Below are 18,459 nucleotides of genomic sequence, written 5' to 3'. Positions count from 1 at the left end.
CGTTCAGGCCATGATGCTGAGGCCGCCGTCCACGTAAACGGTCATGCCCGTGAGGCGGGCGGCGTAGGGCGTCGTCAGGAACGCTGCGGTGAGGCCGACATCGTCGATGTCGACGAGTTCGCCGATCGGCGAGCGCTCGATCGCCTCGTTCAGGAGAAGATCGAAATCCTTGAGGCCGGAGGCGGCGCGCGTCTTGAGGGGGCCGGGCGAGACGGCGTGGACGCGGATGTCGCGCTCCCCGAGCTCGTAGGCGAGGTAGCGGACCGCGCTCTCGAGCGCCGCCTTCACGGGCCCCATCAGGTTGTAGTTCGGAACGACCTTGTTGGCGCCGTGATAGCTCATGGTCAGGAGCGTGCCGCCCTGCTTCATCAGCGGCGCGGCGAGCCGGGCCATGCGGATGAAGGAGTGGCAGGACACGTCCATGGCGACCCCGAACCCCTCCGCCGAGCTGTCGACGAGCCGGCCCTGCAGATCCGCCTTGGGCGCGAAGGCGATGGAGTGCAGGGCGATGTCGAGGCTGCCCCAGGTCTCGGCGAGTTGGCGGAACACTGCGTCGAGGTCGCCCTCCTTCTGGACGTCGCAGGACAAGAAGATCGGTGCGTCGAGCTCGCGCGCCAGCGGCTCGACATGGGGCTTGGCCTTCTCGTTCAGGTAGGTGAGCGCGATCTCCGCCCCGAGCCTGCGGAACACTCGGGCGCAGCCATACGCGATGGAGTGCTCGTTCGCGACGCCGAGCACCAGGGCGCGCTTGCCGCGAAGCGCGTTGCCGTCGGGGATCTGAGTCATCAATGGGCCCTCTGCGACTTGCTCCAGCCGGCCCGGCGCCGGGGAGGCTGCGATGCGGCAACGGCCGCGGGGACGGGTTCCGGCGCAGGAGCGAGGAGATCCTGGAAGATCGGCAGGAGCGCCCGCTGTTGCGGTTCAAGATCGAGGTTGCTCATCAGCCGCTCGAGAAGGGCGAGGAGGTGTCGGCGCTCCTCCGCCGTCGGCACCAGCGCCGGCAGGGCTTCCATGGCGCGCTCGGGCTCGTGCTCGACGATATGGGCCTGCCGTCGCACGATCTCGCTCGCCTCGCCGGCCGGCCGGTCGAGCAGCCCGACCTCGCGGCCGACGAGTTCGCGGATGCGCTTGAAGATCGAGAGGTGCCGCTCCTGCCCTCCGACCCGCGCAATGAGCAGGGCCGCCCGGACCGCCGCGTCGGTGAACCCGCCCTCCCCGATCCGGCTCAGAGCGTCGCGGATGGCGGGCGCGTCGCGGCCGGAGATCGCCTCGGCCACCGCGGCCTCCGGCTCCTCCGCGGGGGCGACCACGCTCATCGTGCCATAGATATTGTAGAACAGGTTTTCGACCGTCGCGTCGCGCAGCTGCCGATAGAGATCCCAGCCCGCCATGATGCCGGCGGCGAGCCGGCGCTCCGCCGCGACGCTCGGACCCGCCTCGTCGCGGGGCACGCGATGGGCCTTGGCGAGATCCGCCCATCCCCCCAGCGAGGCGAGGGCCGGGTTGAGGTCCGAGAGCGCCCAGCGCCGTGCCCGGAGCGGGTGGAAGGCCCGCGCGAGACGCCCGGTCTCCGGTCGAGCCCAGGCGGCCATCACCGGGTGGACGAAGGTCTCGTAGAGCGTTGCATTGAAGGCGGAGACCTGCTCCACGGCCGCGAACGGCACCTCGTCCTTGCGCGCGTATTTCTGTAGCTTCTGGAGATCCTCGACCTGGAACTCCCGCAGGGCGACGTCGTAGCGCACCGCCCCATCCGCGCGCTCCTCCTCGACCTTCATGCCGTAGAGGCCGGGCGGGAGGTGCTCGATATACTCGAGCAGGTCCACGATCTGGGCGTGCTCGCGGCGCGCCACGCTCGCCGAGACGAAGATGCCGAGATGGCCGATGCTCTGATGCATCAGGCCCACGATGACCTGTCCGTTCGCCTTGAGGTCCTGCGTCGTGGGGTAGAGGTCCGCGACCCAGTTGAAGGCCTGCTGCGGCGGCGTGATGTTGTCGCCGAGGGAGGCGAACAGGATGATGGGGGAGCGGATCGCGCGCAGGTCGAAGGCGCGCCCCTCCGACCACTCCGCCCCGCCGGAGGCCAGCCGGTTGCCGACGAACAGGTTGTCGACGATCCACTTGATCTCGTCGCGGTTCATCAGGAAGTAGCCGCCCCACCAGCGCTCGAACTCGAGGTAGCGCTCCGGCTCCGTGTCGATCTTCGCGAAGAGATTGTATGCCTTGCCGAAATAAGTGTTGGCCGGGTTGAGGTACTCGAAGTTGTCGACGAGATAGGCCCCGTCGAACTGGCCACCGCCGAGGTCGCTCGCCAGAAGCGCCGTCCAGCTGCCGCCGAGCATCCCGCCGGCATAGCGCATCGGGTTCTCGGCATCGTTGCCGGCCCAGTAGGACATCGGGGCACCGTTCACCACGATGGGACCCGCGCAGTCCGGATCGAGCGCGCCCACCAGCATGGCGGCCCAGCCGCCCTGGCAATTGCCGACGATGACCGGCTTGCCCCGCGTGGGGTGGCGCTCGCGGACGATGCGCAGGAACTCGGCCTCGGCCCGCGCGACGTCGGCGAGGGTCTGCCCCGGGACCGGATCGGGGAAGAAGATCACCATGTAGACGGGGTGGCCGGCCCGCAGCGCCATGCCCACCTCCGATTCCGGCTTGAAGCCGCCGATGCCCGGCCCGTGCCCGGCCCGCGGGTCGATGATGACGTAGGGGCGCTTGTCGGGATCGGTGTGCACGTCCGGCGGCGCCGTGATGCGCACGAGCGCGTAATTCGCCGGCCGCTCGAAGCGGCGCGCATCGGCGACGATCTCCCAGCCGAAGGCCAGGAGGGGGGGCTTGCCCGCCGCCTCGTGCGCCAGCCAGTTGTTGCCGCGCTGCCGCAGCGTGTCCCAGAACAGGAGCGAGCGCTGGGCGAAGTCGGTCCAGTAGGTGACGGCATCGCCCCAGGCCTGCGCCGGCGTGAGCGGCCGGGCCGCCTCGATCCAGGCCCGGTTGGCGGCCTCCGTCGCGTCGAGGTAGCCCTGCAGGGCCGCCGCGCAGCGGCGCTGGTAGACTTCCGCGATGCGGGCCTGCAGCGACATCAGGGTGGGCGGCCCGTCGCTCGTTGCGGGTTGGGATGTCTGAGAGTCTGCCATGATGATTGTCCTGCGCGGGCGGGGTCTCAACCGCGGGTCGCCTCCCAGGTGAGGAAGAAGCCGACATCCCCCGGCACGCCGTCCGGCCAGTCGACGATCATCGCCTTGAGGCCATATCCGGCCGGATGCAGGCGATCCCGCCAGAACTCGTAGGCTTGGCGCGGCCGGCCGGTCAGGGTCTCGGGCCAGCCTGCTTCCGCGTTGTTGATGGCCCGGCCCTTGTCGGTGCACATCAGGTTCGGGAAGCGCATCACCAGCAGTTCCTTCTGCCCCTGCTCCGCGGCGATGCGCAGCTTGTGCAGGAGCGCCTTCGTGATCTCCTGCACCTTCTCGGGCGTGACCTCGACCGGCTCGGACAGCCGCTTGACGAGTTCCGCCCGCGCCTTCCCGGCCCGGTCCTGGCCCTCCATCTCCTTCATGGCCTTCGCGGCCCTCATCCGGGCCGAGTAGGCGGCAAGGTCGGCAGCGGACATGAAGGGGTCGTTCCCGATTTCCGATTCGGGCTTCGTCGTCAGGGTCTCCATGGCGGCCTCTCTTGGCTCACAGCGCCGGCTGGCGCGCCTCGGCGAGCACGTCGTGCATCCCGTGCGCGATCATCGCTTCCTCGTCGGTGGGGATGACCCAGGCCGACGGGCCGGGCCCGCGCGTCACGCAAGGGCCGCCCGACGCGTTGGCGGCCTCGTCGAGCGTAAAGCCGGCCCAGGCGGCGCCGCGCAGCACCTCGGCCCGGGTGGCGGCGTCGTTCTCACCGATGCCCCCCGTGAAGACGAGGCCGTCGATGCCCTTCAGCGCCGCCACGAGCGACCCGATCTCCCGCCCGATGCGGTAGACGAACAGGTCGATCGCCGTCCGGGCGCCCGGATCCGTCGCCGTGCGGGCGCGTAAGGTACGCATGTCGTTCGACACCCCGGAGACGCCGAGGAGTCCCGACCGGGTGTAGAGCAGGCGCTCGGCCTGATCGGCGTCGAGCCCCATTTCCCGCAGCATGTAGAAGACGACGCCCGCATCGAGGCTGCCGCAGCGCGTGCCCATGGGCAGGCCGTCGAGAGCCGAGAAGCCCATGGTGGTGGCCACGCTGCGTCCCCGGTCGAGGGCGCAGAGGCTCGCGCCGTTGCCGAGATGCGCGGCCACCACGCGGCCCTCGGCGAGCGCGGGGGCGTAATCGCCGAGCACCGAGGCGATGTAGGCGTAGGACAGGCCGTGGAACCCGTAGCGCCGCACGCCCCGCTCGGTCATGTCCCGCGGCAGCGCGAAGAGCTGCGCGATCTCCGGCCGGGCGCGGTGGAAGGCGGTGTCGAAGCAGGCGATCTGCGGAAGCTCCGGGAACTGCCGCCGGACGATGCGGATCGGCTCCAGGTTGTGCGGCTGGTGGAGCGGCGCCAGCGGCACGAGGCGTTCCAGCTCCCGCACCACCGCGTCGTCGATCCGCACGGGGGCGGAATAGGCGAGGCCGCCATGGACCACCCGATGCCCGACCGCCGCCAGCCGGTGCTCGCGCCGGTGCGCGCGCAGCCATGCGGCCACGTGCAGCAGCGCCTCCTCGTGCCCGTACGGCTTCCCCTCGCCGAGGCGCTGGTCGGCCACCACCGCGCCGGCGCCGTCCCGGATCAGAAGGTGCGGCGAGCCGCCGAGGCCCTCGAACAGGCCCCGGAAGATCCGGCGCGGCGCACCGCCCTCCCCGGGCTCGAAGACCTGGAACTTGAGGCTCGACGAGCCCGCGTTCAGCACGAGGGAGGCGGGGATCATGGCCTAGACCTCGGGCAAGGGCCGCGTCGCGCGCTGGGCGGCCGCGAACAGGGATGCGACCGCGCAGGAGGCGAGACGGGTCAGGCGCGAATCGGCGCGGCTCGTCAGGATGATCGGGACCCGGGCCCCCAGCACGATCCCGGCAGCGTCCGCATCGGCCAGGAAGGTCAGGCTCTTGGCCAGCATGTTGCCCGCCTCGAGGTCGGGCACGACGAGCACGTTGGCCCGCCCGGCGACGGGCGAGTGGATCTTCTTGATGCGGGCCGCGCCGAGATCGATGGCGTTGTCGAGGGCGAGCGGCCCATCGAGAACCGCGCCCGTGATCTGGCCCCGATCCGCCATCTTGCAGAGCGCAGCCGCATCGAGGGTCGAGGGCACCTTCGGGTTGACGGTTTCCATCGCCGACACGATGGCGACCCGCACCGTCTCGATCCCGAAGGCATGCGCGAGGTCGATGGCGTTCTGGACGATGTCGCGCTTCTCTTCGAGCGAGGGCGCGATGTTGATGGCGGCATCGGTGACGATGAGCGGGACATCGTGACTGGGCACGTCCATGACGAAGCAGTGGCTGACGCGGCGGGCGGTCCTGAGGCCGCCCTCCCGGCGGACCACCGCGGCCATCAACTCGTCGGTGTGGAGGCTGCCCTTCATCAGCGCCTCGGCCTCGCCCGCATTCACGAGCGCCACGGCCTTGGCGGCGGCGTCGTGGCTATGGGCGGCATCGACGATGCGCAGGCCCGCGATGTCGGCGTCGAGCGCGGCGGCGGCGGCCTGGATCTTGGGGCGGGGTCCCACGAGCGTGGGCTCGATGAGGCCCAGGGACGCGGCCTCCAGCGCGGCCCCGAGCGATGCCTCATCGCAGGGATGGACGACCGCGACCTTGAGCCGGGGGCGTGCCTGCGCGGCCGCGACCAGGCGGTCGTACTTCTCGTGCCGGCGGTGCCCGGCCGGCGCCTGCTCTGTCGTCGAAATCGCCACGATGCTCTCTCCTGACCGGGGAAGGCTGTTCGTGCGCCATCGACCGCTGTCGGGGCGGGGTCGCGGTCGAAGTGATGGGGTGCGGCGTCGCGGGATCGCGTTCGCTCGCGGCACTGCCGGACCCGCCGGCGTCGTTTCCTGCCGCGCAGTATCACGGAGTCCCGGGCGTCGCGCTTGATCGGGTGGGACACCCGCCGCGATGCTCCGCACGGTCGACGCGCGAAGCCACGCGGGCGCAGCAGCACCGCCTTATTGCTGCACGCGAATCTTGATCTGCATCAACAAGACTTGATCTTCATCAACAAGAACGGACCGGAACGGTGCGACAATGCCAGTTCCGGATGGGGATCGCCCGCGGCATCGCCGGGACACGACCGGACACCTCTTCGGAAACTCACGATGCGGGAGCACGCGATGCAGAGGCTCATGCGTGACTGGGTATGCGCTGTTGCGCTCGTCGCGACCGCCGGCGCGGCCGATGCGCAGACCGACCGCTCGCCCCTGACGGACCGGGCGGATTCGATGATGCAGATGGGAGCGGCTTCGCTGATGCCGGCCCTGCGCGGGCGGTGGATCCATGCCGATCACGGGCTCATCGTGGGCCGCGTGCGCGAGGTCAGGGTCTCGGAGAACGGCCACACGCTCCTCGCGGTCGTGGCGCGTCGCCGCCGGCTCGGAGGCGGAGAGGTCGCGATCCCGGTCCCGAACCTGCGTCAGGTCGGCGACACGCTGACCGTCTCCGGAGCTCCCGACGCCATCCGGGCGCTGCCGCCGCTCTAGCGTCTGGACGCTGCCTCCTCTCTTGGCGATGGCGCAGGTCCCGGTCTCTGGACCGAGGCGGAGGATGACCGTCATGGAGCCGATCTCGACCTACGCTGCCAGCGAGCGCCTCCGCGACGGGCGAAGCCTGACGATCCGCGCGCTCCGGCCGGAGGATCGGGAGGGCCTGCTCGCCGCCGTCGATCGCTTCGGCGAGCAGTCGCGATACCTCCGCTTCTTCGGTCCGAAGCGCGGTTTCAGCGACAAGGAGATCGACTATTTCGTGAATGTCGATTTCCGCGGGCACGTGGCCCTGGTCGCGCTCGTCGACGAGACCGCCCGCCCCACGGTCATCGGGGGCAGCCGCTACATCGTGACCGGGCCGGGCGTGGCCGAGCTGGCCTGTGCGGTGGCGGACGACTACCAGGGACAGGGCGTCGGCACGGCCCTGATGCGCCACCTCATCGCCATCGCCTCGAAGAGTGGGCTCAGGGAGCTGACCGCCGAAGTGCTCGCGGACAACGCTCCCATGCTGACGCTGCTCGCGCGCTGCGGGCTCACGGTGAGCAGGCAGCGCGACGGGCAGGTGGTGCATGTCGTCGCCCGTCTGCCCGAGAGCTGACCCGGGGAGCGGACACCCGATCGCCCTCGTCCCGACCCAATATCCCTCGGCGTCGCGCCCGTTCGATCCCGGCTCCCCGCGAGGCGGGCCTCAAAAGCGGTGCACGCGCATTCGAGATGGATCGATGGCCCGATGCATCAGCATCTCGGGCCGTCGGGATCAGACATCGTGCGGACCGGCCCCGGTGGGCGGCCCGTCCGGCACGACCAATTCGGCCTCCGTGGCGGCAAGCACCTGATTGAGACTCACGCCGGGCGCCAACTCGACGAGCGTCGCGCGGGGACGACTGCAGCGGCAGCGGAAGGAGATCCGGGACCCATATGTGGACGGCCCGTTCTCGCAAGCGGACAATCCCGGTCCGGCTCTGCCGTTGCATCCATATGTTCGGCCTTCGGGTGCGGCTCTGCCGACCGCGGCCCAGGTGGTGGTGCGCGACACGCCGCCCAATCAGCACAGTGACCTCGAACGGCCCTTGGATCCCCCGGAGTGAGGCATGTCACGACAGCCGAGCTGACCAACCATCTCCCGCTTGCAAGCTCATGGGCGCCTCACCGGCCCCCGGTTCCCTCCTGATCGCGCCACCGGCCCGGTCAGGCCCGGGCCGGCTCCGCCCCTCCCATCGGCGGGCCGGCCCGGGCCGGGTCGTAGCTCGCCCCGCTCACCAACAGCCGCCAGGCGATCCGCGCCAGCTTGTTGGCCAGCGCCACCGCCACCAGCCGCCGCGCCTTGCGCGCCACCAGCCGCGTCAGCCAGCCCGCCAGCCCCGCGCTCTCCGGCTTGAGCTGGCGCAGCACCGCCATCGCGCCGGCCACCAGCACGCTGCGCAGTTGCTCGTCGCCCGCCCGCGTGATCCCGCCCAGCCGCGGCTTGCCCGCGGTCGCGTGATCCTTGGGCGTCAGCCCCAGCCAGGCCGCAAAGTCCCGCCCGCTGCGGAACGCCTGGGGGGCCGGCGTCTTCAGCACCAGCAGCGCCGCGCCCACCGGACCGATCCCCGGCACGGCGCTCAGCCGCCGGCAGCTGGCGTTGCCCCGCTGCCACACTTTGAGCTGGCGGTCGGCCTCCTGCACCCGGGCCTCGATCTCCTGGTACTCGGCCCACAGCGCCGCAAACAGCGGGCGGGCCAGAGCCGGCACGCGCGGGTCCTCGGCCAGGCGCGCGACCAGTTCCGCGAGACGGGCCAGCCCCTGAGGCGCCGCCAGCCCGAACTCGGCCGCATACCCGCGCAGGCTGTTGCTGACCTGGGTGCGCCGCTTGAGCCATTGCTCGCGCAGGCCCGTGAGCATCAGCGCCGCCTGCTGCTCGGCGGTCTTGACCGGCACGAAGCGCATCTGCGGCCGGCTGACCGCCTCGCACAGGCCCGCCGCATCGGCCGCGTCGGTCTTGGAGCCGGGCACGTAGGGCTTGACGTGCTGGGGCGCGATCAGGCGCACCGTGTGGCCCAGCCCGGCCAGGGTGCGGGCCCAGTGATGCGAGGCCCCGCAGGCTTCCAGCGCCACCAGGCAGGGCGGCTGCTGGGCGAAGAAGGCCAGCATCTTGCTGCGCGACAGCTTCAGCTTCAGCACCGGCCGCTCGGCCGCATCGACCCCGTGCAGCTGGAAAACAGACTTGGACGTATCCAGCCCAATGCGGATAATCTCGCTCATGGACGGCCTCCTCGGATGAGATCCTGACGACCTCATTCTGGCACACACTGATGCCGTGGGGGGCCGTCCACACCATCAGCACAGGAATCCGCGCAGCGACCGCTTTCAGCGACAGTACTGACATTCGGTCGGAAACTTCTCCTCGACATCCGCTAGCGCGTGATCTGGTGCGGCGAGATGGGGTCGCTGCTCGGGAAGGTCTCCTCCAGCGCCTCATCCAGCAGCTTGTCCTGGCGACGATTCAGGTCCTCCCCGGGCACCCGGTTGCCCGGCGCGGACGCCGCCGCCTGATCGGCGCGCGACCGACCCCGGCTGATTCCGTCAGGGCTGCCGGTGCGGGCGCGGCTGCGCGCATCGCCAGCCCCGCCCCACGGCCGCCCGGAGCGCCAGACGATGAGCAGGAGGGCGGCAGCCGTCAGGCCGACCGCGAGCGCCCCGAACAGGTCGGTGGTGTCGATGGCCACCCGCTGCGGCAGGCTGCGCGGGCCCGACGCCTGCAGAGCCCGCACCTTTGCCCGCACGAAGGCGGTGGTCGCAGTCCGAACCTCCTCGGAAGGCAGCGCTTCACGCGCCATGGGCAGGAGGTCGTGACGATGGCGATACAGGTGCTGGTCGACCAGATAGGTGGCATCCTCGAAGGTGTTGAGCCATCCTTCCGAGCCCTTCCGGTGATGGCTGGACAGCTGGCTGAGCTGCCGCATCACTTGACCATGCTCGTGGCGGAGATCGTCGATCAGCTCACCGGCCCGGCCGTGAGCGCTCAGCGGCTCGAACAGGCTCGCCTCGACGGCTTCCGAATGGGCGCGGAGCTCGTCGATGAGGTCGGCGAGGAGCCGCTCACGGCTGCGAATGACGCCGGGACCGTTCAGCGCATTGGGTATCTCGCGGATGAGTTCGGCGATGTTCGCGTGGTCGCGCGCGATGAGCTGCCAGACGTTCATGGCTCGTCCCCTCTTGATGGCGCCTTCCAACCCGCGCGGATCGAGAGTCGTTCCCGGCGATCGGGCCGTCATCCGCGGCCCGACCGCGCTCATCCGGGCGGGCCCGGTGTCGGCGAGACGCCTGACACCGGGCCGCCGGCCTCCGACCGGCGTCAGAGGAACCCGGTCGAGAACCAGGGCACGAAGGTCAGCACGAGCAGCCCGAGGAACAGCGCGCCGAGATAGATCCAGATCCGACGCATTCCGGATTCGGGCGACACCTGCCCGATGATGCAGGCCGCGTAGTAGCAGAGGCCGAATGGCGGCGCGAACAGGCCGAGGCCCATCGCGAGGATCACCACCATGCTGTAGTGCACCTCGTGGATGCCGAACTGATGGGCGATCGGGAACAGCAGGGGTCCGAAGAGCACGATGGCCGGGATGCCCTCCAGCAGGCTTCCGAGCACCATGAAGGCGACGACCGAGATCAGCAGGAAGCCGACCTGCCCGCCCGGGACGGCGGCCATCGCCCGGGCGAGGTCGTGCGAGAAGCCGGACTGCGTCAGCGCCCAGGCCATGGCGCTCGCCGCGCCGACGATGAAGAGGATCGCCCCCGACAGCGAGGCCGTGCGCGCCAGCATCGGCAGCACCGCCCTCGCCCGCAGACCGCCGCGGTAGACGAGGAGCCCGAGGAGCAGCGCGTAGGCGATGCCGATGGTGGAGACCTCCGTCGCCGTGGCGACGCCCTCCACCACCGCGGTGCGGATCAGGAACGGCAGCAGCAGCGCCGGGAGCGCAACCACGAGCGTCTTCCCGACCACGGAAGCCGGGGCCCGCGCCACCGTGACGGCATCCTCCTCCCTGCCCGCGCGGTAGCGGGCGACGGCGGCGAGCACCACAGCCAGCACGAGCGCGGGCAGGATCCCGGCCGTGAACAGCGCCGCGATCGACACCCCCGTGACCGACGCAATGGCGATGAGGACGATCGAGGGCGGGATCGTCTCGCTCATGGCGCCCGAGGCGGCGAGCAGCGACAGCAACTCGCCGTCCTTCATGCCGCGGCGGCGCATCTCGGGAAACAGCACCGGGGCGACCGCGGCCATGTCCGCGGTCTTCGAGCCGGAGATGCCGGAGACGAGCAGCATCGCGCCGAGGAGCACGTAGGACATGCCCGCCTTCACGTGGCCGAGCAGCGAGGCCAGGAACGCGACCATCACCCGCGCCATCCCGGTCACCTCGACGAGCTGGCCGAGGAGCACGAAGAGCGGGATGGCGAGCAGGATCAGGCTGCTCATGCCCTCGTCCATGCGGCCGACCACGATGGTCAGCGGCGTCGAGGTCACGGTGAGCAGGTAGGCCGAGGTGGCGAGCGCGAAGGAGAACGCGATCGGCACGCCCGCCACGATGCCGACGCCCAGGAGCCCGACGAAGAAGACGACGAGGGACCAGTTGCCCATCCCGGTCAGGGCCGGCGCGCCGAGGGCGAGGAGCGCGGCGAGCCCGCCTAGAACCAGCCCGACACCGAGGAGATCGGCGATGCCGTGGCGGGCGAGACGCAAGGAGGAGCTCAGCAGCGCCGCCACGAACCCGACCGGCACCGCGAGCGCCCGGATCGTCCCCGGCCAGCCGAGGGCCGGCGTCTCCACGAAGGACTGGTCGTCCGTGTAGTCGTAGGCCGCGTGCAGCAGCAGGACGAGGAAGGCGAACACCGCCCCGACCGCGAGCGCCTCGCACCACGCCTGCGCCCGCGGCGACAGGGAGCCGACCACGAAGGTGAGCCGCATGTGCTCGCCGCGCTGGATCGCCACCACGCTGCCGAGCATGGCGAGCCACAGGAACAGGATCGAGGCGAGCTCGTCGCTCCAGATGATCGGATGGCCGAGCGCCCGCGCGCCGATGCCGGCGAACAGGATCAGCACCTCGGCGGCGACCAGGAGGGCGGCCGGGATCTCGACGGCGAGCCGGAGCCAGCGCTCGGCGACGGCGAGCCAGTCGGACGGGGTGGCCGGCGCCGCGTGAGCCCGGCCCGGCAGGTCGGCCGCCGCGCTCATGCGAGGGCTCCCGTGACGGATTCGAGGGCCTTCCAGGCCTCTTGCCCGAACTTCTCCTTCCAGTCGCGGTAGAAGCCGGCCTGGCCGAGGCTCCGGCGGAACGCCTCCTTGTCGGCGCTCTCGAAAACCAGCCCCTTGGCCGAAAGCTGCGTCTTCAGCGTGCCATTCAGCCGCGCGACGTCCTCGCGCTGCTCCATCGCCGCCCGGTCGAACTCGCGCCGGACGATCTCCTGCAGGCTCTCGGGCAGGCGGCCGAAGGCGCGCCGGTTCGCCACGATCCAGAAGGGATCCCAGATGTGGTTCGTCTCGGAGACGTATTTCTGCACCTCGTAGAGCTTGCCGGCGTCGATCGCCACGAGCCCGTTCTCCTGGCCGTCGACCAGCCGGGTCTGCAGCGCGGTGTAGAGCTCGTTGAAGTTGATGGAGGTGGGGTTCGCCCCGAGCGCCGAGAACAGCGAGGTGAAGATCGGCGAGACCGGCACGCGGATGCGGTAGCCTTTCAGGTCCTCCGGGGTCTTGATCGGCTTCGACGCCGAGGTGATCTGCCGGAAGCTGTTGTCCGCGGCCTTGGCCGGGACGAGCAGACCCGCCTTCTCGATCTGGCTGCGCACGTACTGGCCGATCGGCCCGTCCGCCCCCCGCCAGACCTGCTCGTAATCCGCGAAGGCGAAGCCGACATTGGTGATCGCGGCGCCCGCCGCGACGGTCGAGATCACCGATCCGGCGATGTTGAGGAACTCGATCCCGCCCGAGCGCACCTGCGTGATCAGGTCCGTGTCCGAGCCGAGCTGGCTCGCGGGGAAGAACTTCATCTCCAGGCGCCCGCCCGAGGCCTCGCGGATGCGCTGGGTGGCCTGCTCGAGGCGGGCATTGATGGGCTGGGTGAGGGACTGGCCCGTCGCGAGCTTGTAGCTGAACTCGGCCGCCAGCGCCGGCCGGGTGCGGATCGCGACCAGCGGGACGGCGGCCGCGGCGGTCAGGAAGCTCCGGCGCGAGAGGCCGCCGTCGCTGGTGGAATCCGGCTCGTTCGTCATGGTGTTTCCTCCGAGCGTGCCTTCATCTGCCGCGAGGGGCAGTTCGGCATCGTTTCCGTTGAGAATGCGTCGTGTCCCGGAATCCGGGTCGGTCCCGGGCCCGGCGGTCGCGGGGCGTCCGCCCTGCGGAGCGCGGGTCCCGCCTCCGTCGTCCTCCCTGTCGGCCCCCTTCGCGAGGGGGCTCTTCTCGTTCCCTGCCCGACACTAGGAAGGGCATTCATGTAGGACAATCCAGATTGTTTGCGCGTTCATGTAGCCTGGCTAAACTATCGCCATGCCGGTCCCCTTTCGCGCCATCAGCGTCTTCCACGCCGTCGCCCGCTCGGGGAGCATCACCCGGGCGGCGGACGAGCTCGGCGTCACGCCCTCGGCGGTGAGCCAGCAGATCCAGACCCTGGAGGTCAGCCTCGGCACCGCCCTCATCGGCAAGTCCGGGCGCAACATCGTCCTGACGGAGGCGGGCGAGCGCTATTTCGAGATGATCGGCGGCGAGATCGACCGGATCATGGAGGCCACGCAGCGCATCCAGGGCTTCCGGTCGGTCACCACGCTCACGGTCCGCGCCACGCCGAGCCTGTCGACGAAGTGGCTCCTGCCCCGGCTCGCGGCCTTCGTCGAGGCGCATCCCGACATCGAGCTGCGCCTCGACGGCACCAACGAGCCGGCCGCCTTCCAGAAGGAGAGCGTCGATCTCGAGATCCGGCACGGGACCGGCGGGTGGCCGGGCCTCTATGCGGAGGGGCTGGTGGAGGAGAACTTCCGGCCCGTCTGCGCCCCGTCCCTGGCGGCGCCCGGGAGCCTCGGGCCGGAGGATCTCGCCCGGCATCGGCTCATTCACTCCGTGAAGTCGCAGGTGCAGTGGGGGCACTGGTTCAAGCTCGCGGGCGTGGCGCCCGCGACGCGCTGGCGGCGGCTGCTCTTCGACCGGACCCACATGGCGATCGATGCCGCCGCGGGCGGGCTCGGCATCGCGCTCGAGAGCGACCTGATGCTGTGGGGCGACCTCGCGTCGAACCGCCTCGCCTGTCCGGTGCGCGACCCGCCCCGGATCGCGCTCGTGACGCAGTGGATCACCTGCCCGCACGACCACCTGCGCTACCGCAAGGTCAGGGCCTTCCTCGACTGGCTCCGGACGGAGCGGGACAGCTGGGCGGCCGAGAGGGCGCAGGCCGCCACAACCCTTTAGCCAGACTTCACGATGCGCTCGTAATTCTGGATTGTCCTTCAAGAACGGCGCTTCTAGCGTCCGGCCGGTCACGACTTCTCGGGGCGGACGAAGACCCGGTGAGGTTGCACGAAGGATGCGCCGCTTTGCGCGCTGGCGTTCTTTAAGCCCGACCTGAGCGCCGCGGCGGGCCGCCATTCAATCCCGGAGGAGGAAGCCCATGAATCTGTCCACCCTGCTGCTGCAGCGCGCATCGGCCGGCCGGCCTGTGCGGATCGGCCTAATCGGCGCCGGCAAGTTCGGCTCGATGGTGCTGGCCCAGGCGCAGCGCATCGCCGGCCTGCACGTCGTGGGCGTCGCCGACCTCAATGTCGGCCGTGCCCGGGACTCGCTCGCGCGCGTCGGCTGGCCGGAGGAGCGCTATGCCGCTCCCACCCTCGGCGACGCCGTGCGGACCGGCCGGACCTGCGTGCTCGACGATGCGGGCGCGCTCGCGGCCTGCGACGAGATCGAGTGCATCATCGAGGCGACCGGGCATCCGATCGCCGGCATCCGGCACGCGCTCCAGGCGATCGAGGCCGGCAAGCACGTCGTCATGGTCAATGTCGAGGCCGACGTGCTCTGCGGCCCCCTCCTGGCCGAGCGGGCGCGCCAGAAGGGCGTCGTCTACAGCATGGCCTATGGCGACCAGCCCGCCATCATCTGCGAGCTCGTGGACTGGGCCCGCTCCTGTGGCTTCGAGCTGACCTCCGCGGGCAAGGGCATGAATTTCGAGCCCCGCTACCGCTACTCCACGCCCGACACCGTCTGGGGCTTCTTCGGCTGGTCCGAGGAGGAGGTGCGGAAGGGGGATTTCAACCCCAAGATGTACAACTCGTTCACGGACGGCACCAAGGCCGCGATAGAGATGGCGGCCGTCGCCAACGGCACCGGGCTCGACTGCCCGGATGACGGGCTCGCCTTCCCGCCGACCGGCCTGCACGACCTCGCCCGGGTGTTCCGCCCGGTGGCGGATGGCGGCCGCCTGCCCCGCAGCGGCCTCGTCGACATCGCGGCGAGCCAGGAGCCGGACGGGCGCGAGGTGTTCAACAACATCCGCTACGGGGTGTTCGTCACCTTCAAGGCGACGAGCGAGTACACGAGGGCATGCTTCCGCCAGTACGGCCTGCTGACCGACCCGTCCGGCTGGTACGGCTCGATGTGGCGGCCCTTCCACATGATCGGCCTCGAGACGAGCGTGAGCGTGCTCTCGGCGGTGCTGCGCAACGAGCCGACCGGCTCATCGAAGGAGTTCCGCGGCGACGCGGTGGCGACCGCCAAGCGCGACCTGAAGCCCGGCGAGATGCTCGACGGCGAGGGCGGCTACGCCGTCTGGGCCAATGCCATCCCGGCCTCGAAGAGCCTCGCCCTCGGGGCGCTTCCCATCGGGCTCGCGCACAACGTCAAGCTCAAGCGCCCGGTCGGCAAGGACCAGGTCGTGCGCTTCGACGACGTGGAGCTGGAGAACGACCTCGATGTGGTGGCGCTGCGCCGCCAGATGGAGGACGGACTCCGTCGCGCGACCCAGAAGGCGGCCTGACCCGCCCTGCCCCGCCGGCCGGCCCGCCCGGCCGGCGGATCCCCTCTCCTGCCCTCCGCAGGCGCCGGTCCGGCGCCCGACCCGCACGAGCATCCGCATGCCCGCGTCACGCTCCCGTCCCTTCGTCGTCCTGGCCGAGTTCAAGGTCAGGCCCGGCGAGCTCGGTGCCTTCCTGGACCTCGCGCACGAGGACGCCCGCGCCTCGGTCGCGCACGAGCCGGGCTGCCGCACCTTCGACGTCGCGGTCAGCGAAAGCGATCCGCAGACCGTGGTGTTCTACGAGGTCTATGACGACCGCGCCGCCTTCGACGCGCATCTCGAAACCCCCCATCTCGCGCGGTTCAGGGCCGGGTTCCCGGCGCTCGTCGTCGAGGAGCGCCCGGTGCGCTTCCTCAGCCAGTCCTGCTGCGGCGCGCAGGTGCCCTGATGGCGCCCGCGACGATCGGCTTTCTCGGCACCGGCATCATGGGCGCGCCGATGGCGCGCAACCTCTGCAAGGCCGGCCATGCCGTCCAGGTCTGGAACCGGTCGCCCGGCAAGGCCGCGGCGCTCGCCGCCGATGGGGCGCGGATCGCGGCCGACCGGCGCGACGCGGCGCGCGACGCCGATGCCGTCATCTGCATGGTGAGTTCCGGCCCGGTCTGCGACGAGCTCCTGCTCGGACCGGAGGGCGTCATCGCCGCCATGCGGCAAGGCAGCGTGCTCGCGGTGATGAGCTCGATCCCGGTCGAGACCGCGCGCCGGCAGGCGGAGATCGCCGCGGCATCGGGGATCCTCTACGTCGATGCCCCGGTCTCAGGCGGCGAAGCGGGCGCCATCGCCGCAACGCTCGCCATCATGACGGGCGGCAGCCCGGAGGCCTTCGGGCGGATCCGCCCGGTTCTCGCCGCGATGGGGCGGCCGACCCATGTCGGCCCTGCCGGCAGCGGGCAACTGGCCAAGCTCGCCAATCAGGCCATCGTCGCCTCGACGATCGTCACGGTGGCCGAGGCGATCACCTTCGTCGAACGCGGCGGGGCCGATCCGGCGAAGGTGCGCGAGGCCCTGCTCGGCGGCTTCGCCGACTCGACCATCCTGAAGCAGCACGCGCTTCGCATGATCGCGCGCGATTTCACGCCGGGCGGTCCGGCCAAATATCAGCTCAAGGACACGGGCACGGCGCTCGCGCACGCCGCGACACTCGGATTGGATCTTCCGGTGCTGTCCTTGGTGGACCGCTTGTTCTCCGATCTGATCGAGAGTGGGGACGGCGAGCTCGATCACAGCGCGATCATCCGCGAGCTGTGGCGGCGCAACGGCCTGGATGTCCTCGGGTGATTGATCCCGACGATCAGGATGCCGAGGCACCGGGCCGTTGGGATGAGTTCACCACCGGCCGGGCCGACCCGACGGATGACGCATCGTAGATCCGTGCACCGGATCTCACGGCCGAGGCGGCCGTAAGCCCGATAGCCGGCCTGCTGCTCCTCCAGGCTCGTACCTGCCCGTGCGTGGCCCGGCTCACGTCACGAAAGTCGACGGCCTCCTCGATGTGCGGCCGTAGCTAGTCTCAATAATTGACACGAAGAGTTTCATCTCCAATCATTTGCATGAATTTATTGATCATTTGAGCTTTCTCGAAGACGAGAATGCTGTCGTATGCCGTCATCGCCACGGTCTGTCGCGTGAACCTGCTCGGCGCGACGGTCCCATCACGCACATGATCCGCGTTCAGCTCGTCGATCAGGCCCTTGAACCGCTCGACCATCGAGCGAGGTTCCCCTCGACCGCCGCCGTAATCCGGCCAATAGGCCGTGTGCATGTCTTCGATCATGTACACGGCGTTGGCGGCGATCCGATCATACAGGAAGTCGAAGCTCGCCGTGACGTGGTCCATGTGGTGACTTCCATCGTCCAGTACGACATCCGGCGCGCCAAACTCGTCGATAAGGGATTGAAGAAATACCGGATCGGACTGATCACCGATGCGCACAGACACCTGCTCGTCAGCATATTGCTGACACACCGGATTGATGTCGATAGTCACGATCCGCGCGAGTGGGCCGAGCCAGCGCTTCCACATTTGAGATGAGCCGCCATTCCCGGCTCCGATCTCCAGAAACGTTACCGGATCACCTACGTATCGACCGAAATGGCGCTCGTATGCGAAAAAATAGTGTGGAGATTTGTGAATGGGGCGACCAGTATTGCTTAGAAAGATATTGTATAACGACATTGAGCCGCCTCTCGTCACGACTATCTTCTCGATCACTTTCCTAGCAACGGGGCAGATTTCCCGCAAGGGCACGCCCGGGCCGGATGAGGAGGGCTGAAACGAAAAACCCCGCCACGGCCGAGCCGGGCGGGGTGAAAGGCAAAGCCTCGCTATCAGCAGCTATAGATAAGCACATCCTCCGCGTGCGGTACATCTCTTCTTTGGGGGTAGGCGATCTTCCGTGCGCGAGATCTACGGGCAGAAAAGCCCGCCGCAGCGCCGGGCGGGTTCGGCGAGGATCAGCGATGAGCGGGCGGATGGCGCAGAGCTTCGTGTGCTTCCCACCGGTCCATTCGCTCTGCGAACCGGTTGATCGCAGCGGCGAGCTGGCTGCTGTGCCGGCACCATCCCGAGGGTACCGACCTCAGCGTGCACGGTTTCGCCGTCTCGGTCATGGCGAAGTCGCGCATCACCAGCCAGCACAGCTTCGACAATCCGCGCTGACCGCGCCGACGAGCGGATATCGTACGGTTCCGCACCGAGCGCGGCCGCGGACGGTGCTGGAGCGCGCGCCGCCGGGCGCTACATGCCGGAGCCCGGACGGGTCCACCATGTCGCAGAACAAAGGCAGGCGCCC

Annotated in this window: 17 protein-coding genes; 7 read left to right on the top strand and 10 right to left on the bottom strand. The window is 69.8% G+C overall.

Annotated elements, in window-relative coordinates; genetic code table 11:
* Positions 1 to 3: 3 nt before the first annotated feature.
* Genes fabI through MNOD_RS32625 form a run of 5 tightly spaced genes read right to left on the bottom strand, consistent with a single transcriptional unit; the run spans position 4 to position 5,855 of the window.
* The gene (gene fabI / locus MNOD_RS32645; RefSeq protein WP_015933221.1) at positions 4 to 786 is read right to left on the bottom strand and encodes an enoyl-ACP reductase FabI; all 783 of its coding nucleotides are present in this window, start codon (positions 784 to 786) and stop codon (positions 4 to 6) included.
* On the bottom strand, positions 786 to 3,131 hold the full coding sequence (locus MNOD_RS32640; RefSeq protein WP_015933220.1) for a DUF3141 domain-containing protein: 2,346 nt from the start codon (positions 3,129 to 3,131) through the stop codon (positions 786 to 788). The genes fabI and MNOD_RS32640 overlap by 1 nt, the downstream gene beginning before the upstream one ends.
* 26 nt (positions 3,132 to 3,157) lie before the next feature.
* Positions 3,158 to 3,655 (bottom strand): hypothetical protein, encoded by a 498-nt coding sequence (locus MNOD_RS32635; protein ID WP_015933219.1) that lies wholly within the window; start codon positions 3,653 to 3,655, stop codon positions 3,158 to 3,160.
* Between the two features lie 16 nt (positions 3,656 to 3,671).
* Positions 3,672 to 4,877 carry an acetate/propionate family kinase gene (locus MNOD_RS32630; protein WP_015933218.1) on the bottom strand — a complete coding sequence of 402 codons (1,206 nt, stop codon included), beginning with the start codon at positions 4,875 to 4,877 and terminating at the stop codon, positions 3,672 to 3,674.
* Positions 4,878 to 4,880: 3 nt separating this feature from the next.
* A complete protein-coding gene (locus MNOD_RS32625) occupies positions 4,881 to 5,855 on the bottom strand; it encodes a phosphate acetyltransferase (RefSeq protein ID WP_015933217.1) in 975 nt (324 codons plus the stop codon).
* 414 nt (positions 5,856 to 6,269) lie between these two features.
* Between MNOD_RS32625 and MNOD_RS32620 the strand changes: the two genes are divergently transcribed.
* Positions 6,270 to 6,635, top strand: coding sequence for a TrkA C-terminal domain-containing protein (locus tag MNOD_RS32620; protein ID WP_015933216.1), 366 nt, complete (start codon positions 6,270 to 6,272; stop codon positions 6,633 to 6,635).
* Positions 6,636 to 6,708: 73 nt separating this feature from the next.
* The gene (locus MNOD_RS32615; RefSeq protein WP_015933215.1) at positions 6,709 to 7,236 is read left to right on the top strand and encodes a GNAT family N-acetyltransferase; all 528 of its coding nucleotides are present in this window, start codon (positions 6,709 to 6,711) and stop codon (positions 7,234 to 7,236) included.
* A gap of 590 nt (positions 7,237 to 7,826) precedes the next feature.
* Here the strand turns inward: MNOD_RS32615 and MNOD_RS32610 are convergent.
* From MNOD_RS32610 to MNOD_RS32595, 4 genes are all read right to left on the bottom strand, one after another.
* Positions 7,827 to 8,879 carry an IS110-like element ISMno16 family transposase gene (locus tag MNOD_RS32610; protein ID WP_015926940.1) on the bottom strand — a complete coding sequence of 351 codons (1,053 nt, stop codon included), beginning with the start codon at positions 8,877 to 8,879 and terminating at the stop codon, positions 7,827 to 7,829.
* A gap of 152 nt (positions 8,880 to 9,031) precedes the next feature.
* Positions 9,032 to 9,850, bottom strand: coding sequence for a hemerythrin domain-containing protein (locus MNOD_RS32605; RefSeq protein WP_244424606.1), 819 nt, complete (start codon positions 9,848 to 9,850; stop codon positions 9,032 to 9,034).
* A 122-nt stretch (positions 9,851 to 9,972) separates the two neighbouring features.
* Positions 9,973 to 11,850, bottom strand: a complete 1,878-nt coding sequence (locus MNOD_RS32600) for a TRAP transporter large permease (protein WP_015933213.1) — start codon at positions 11,848 to 11,850, stop codon at positions 9,973 to 9,975.
* The gene (locus tag MNOD_RS32595) at positions 11,847 to 12,884 is read right to left on the bottom strand and encodes a TRAP transporter substrate-binding protein (protein ID WP_015933212.1); all 1,038 of its coding nucleotides are present in this window, start codon (positions 12,882 to 12,884) and stop codon (positions 11,847 to 11,849) included. The genes MNOD_RS32600 and MNOD_RS32595 overlap by 4 nt, the downstream gene beginning before the upstream one ends.
* 274 nt (positions 12,885 to 13,158) lie before the next feature.
* Between MNOD_RS32595 and MNOD_RS32590 the strand changes: the two genes are divergently transcribed.
* From MNOD_RS32590 to MNOD_RS32575, 4 genes are all read left to right on the top strand, one after another.
* Positions 13,159 to 14,070 carry a LysR substrate-binding domain-containing protein gene (locus MNOD_RS32590; RefSeq protein ID WP_015933211.1) on the top strand — a complete coding sequence of 304 codons (912 nt, stop codon included), beginning with the start codon at positions 13,159 to 13,161 and terminating at the stop codon, positions 14,068 to 14,070.
* Positions 14,071 to 14,269: 199 nt separating this feature from the next.
* Positions 14,270 to 15,628 carry an NAD(P)H-dependent oxidoreductase gene (locus tag MNOD_RS32585; RefSeq protein ID WP_015933210.1) on the top strand — a complete coding sequence of 453 codons (1,359 nt, stop codon included), beginning with the start codon at positions 14,270 to 14,272 and terminating at the stop codon, positions 15,626 to 15,628.
* A 97-nt stretch (positions 15,629 to 15,725) separates the two neighbouring features.
* Positions 15,726 to 16,055, top strand: a complete 330-nt coding sequence (locus tag MNOD_RS32580; RefSeq protein WP_015933209.1) for a putative quinol monooxygenase — start codon at positions 15,726 to 15,728, stop codon at positions 16,053 to 16,055.
* Positions 16,055 to 16,945 (top strand): NAD(P)-dependent oxidoreductase, encoded by an 891-nt coding sequence (locus MNOD_RS32575; RefSeq protein WP_015933208.1) that lies wholly within the window; start codon positions 16,055 to 16,057, stop codon positions 16,943 to 16,945. Before MNOD_RS32580 ends, MNOD_RS32575 begins: the two co-directional genes overlap by 1 nt.
* A 232-nt stretch (positions 16,946 to 17,177) precedes the next feature.
* Here MNOD_RS32575 and MNOD_RS32570 read toward each other — a convergent pair whose 3' ends face one another.
* A complete protein-coding gene (locus tag MNOD_RS32570) occupies positions 17,178 to 17,843 on the bottom strand; it encodes an O-methyltransferase (RefSeq protein ID WP_015933207.1) in 666 nt (221 codons plus the stop codon).
* Between the two features lie 348 nt (positions 17,844 to 18,191).
* Between MNOD_RS32570 and MNOD_RS50165 the strand changes: the two genes are divergently transcribed.
* The gene (locus MNOD_RS50165; protein WP_280113436.1) at positions 18,192 to 18,326 is read left to right on the top strand and encodes a hypothetical protein; all 135 of its coding nucleotides are present in this window, start codon (positions 18,192 to 18,194) and stop codon (positions 18,324 to 18,326) included.
* Positions 18,327 to 18,459 lie beyond the last annotated feature (133 nt).

This window comes from Methylobacterium nodulans ORS 2060 (assembly GCF_000022085.1).
Lineage (GTDB): Bacteria > Pseudomonadota > Alphaproteobacteria > Rhizobiales > Beijerinckiaceae > Methylobacterium > Methylobacterium nodulans.
This window is presented reverse-complemented; position numbering and strand designations above follow the sequence as displayed.

Excerpts from the sequence above, each read along its gene's own strand:
- fabI (WP_015933221.1), bottom strand. The coding sequence starts at position 786 with ATGACTCAGATCCCCGACGGCAACGCGCTTCGCGGCAAGCGCGCCCTG.
- MNOD_RS32640 (WP_015933220.1), bottom strand. The coding sequence starts at position 3,131 with ATGGCAGACTCTCAGACATCCCAACCCGCAACGAGCGACGGGCCGCCC.
- MNOD_RS32635 (WP_015933219.1), bottom strand. The coding sequence starts at position 3,655 with ATGGAGACCCTGACGACGAAGCCCGAATCGGAAATCGGGAACGACCCC.
- MNOD_RS32630 (WP_015933218.1), bottom strand. The coding sequence starts at position 4,877 with ATGATCCCCGCCTCCCTCGTGCTGAACGCGGGCTCGTCGAGCCTCAAG.
- MNOD_RS32620 (WP_015933216.1), top strand. The coding sequence starts at position 6,270 with ATGCAGAGGCTCATGCGTGACTGGGTATGCGCTGTTGCGCTCGTCGCG.
- MNOD_RS32615 (WP_015933215.1), top strand. The coding sequence starts at position 6,709 with ATGGAGCCGATCTCGACCTACGCTGCCAGCGAGCGCCTCCGCGACGGG.
- MNOD_RS32610 (WP_015926940.1), bottom strand. The coding sequence starts at position 8,879 with ATGAGCGAGATTATCCGCATTGGGCTGGATACGTCCAAGTCTGTTTTC.
- MNOD_RS32600 (WP_015933213.1), bottom strand. The coding sequence starts at position 11,850 with ATGAGCGCGGCGGCCGACCTGCCGGGCCGGGCTCACGCGGCGCCGGCC.
- MNOD_RS32595 (WP_015933212.1), bottom strand. The coding sequence starts at position 12,884 with ATGACGAACGAGCCGGATTCCACCAGCGACGGCGGCCTCTCGCGCCGG.
- MNOD_RS32590 (WP_015933211.1), top strand. The coding sequence starts at position 13,159 with ATGCCGGTCCCCTTTCGCGCCATCAGCGTCTTCCACGCCGTCGCCCGC.
- MNOD_RS32585 (WP_015933210.1), top strand. The coding sequence starts at position 14,270 with ATGAATCTGTCCACCCTGCTGCTGCAGCGCGCATCGGCCGGCCGGCCT.
- MNOD_RS32580 (WP_015933209.1), top strand. The coding sequence starts at position 15,726 with ATGCCCGCGTCACGCTCCCGTCCCTTCGTCGTCCTGGCCGAGTTCAAG.
- MNOD_RS32575 (WP_015933208.1), top strand. The coding sequence starts at position 16,055 with ATGGCGCCCGCGACGATCGGCTTTCTCGGCACCGGCATCATGGGCGCG.
- MNOD_RS32570 (WP_015933207.1), bottom strand. The coding sequence starts at position 17,843 with ATGTCGTTATACAATATCTTTCTAAGCAATACTGGTCGCCCCATTCAC.